1 protein-coding gene is annotated in these 806 nt (G+C 52.2%); it reads right to left on the bottom strand.

From position 1 onward, the window contains the following. Positions 1-2: 2 nt before the first annotated feature. Positions 3-806: acyl-CoA dehydrogenase family protein (locus tag R7Q46_RS26270; RefSeq protein ID WP_318078096.1), on the bottom strand; the 804-nt coding region annotated here is incomplete at its 5' end.

Here is an 806-nt window from a genome sequence, read left to right as displayed (position 1 = left end):
AGCTAGCGTGATTCCTCAAACAATTCGCGCCCGGTGAGCATGCGGCGAATTTCGGAGGTTCCTGCCCCAATTTCATACAGTTTTGCATCACGCAGAAGACGTCCGGTTGCGTACTCATTGATGTAGCCATTACCGCCGAGTAGCTGAATGGCGTCGAGCGCCATTTGTGTTGCCAATTCTGCGCTGTACAAAATCACCCCAGCGGCATCTTTGCGCGTGCATTCACCACGATCACAAGCCGCTGCGACGGTGTAGACGTACGCTTTTGCAGCGTTCATACGTGAGTACATGTCGGCCAATTTGCCCTGCACAAGCTGAAACTTGCCGATGGATTTGCCGAACTGTTTGCGCTCATGCACGTAGGGGACGACGATATCCATACACGCTTGCATAATGCCGAGTGGGCCAGCAGCTAAAACAACGCGCTCGTAATCAAGCCCACTCATCAATACTTCGACGCCACAATTGAGTGCTCCGAGAATGTTTTCTTTAGGTACTTTGCAATTGTTGAAGACGAGCTCAGATGTGTTTGAGCCTCGCATTCCCAACTTATCGAGCTTTTGCGCGTCACTGAATCCGGTAAAACTGCGCTCGACGATAAACGCTGTGATCCCGCGCGATCCCGCATCAGCATCTGTTTTGGCGTACACCACGACCACGTCCGCATCGGGGCCGTTCGTGATCCACATTTTTGTGCCATTGAGTAAGAAGTGGTCGCCTTTGTCTTCGGCTTTTAGTTGCATGCTGACGACATCCGAACCCGAATTGACTTCGCTCATCGCCAGAGCGCCTATGTGCGAACCATC

It is taken from the genome of Vibrio sp. 811 (assembly GCF_033339195.1).
Note: the sequence above shows the minus strand (reverse complement) of the source record. Positions and strands in the feature narration are given on the sequence as shown.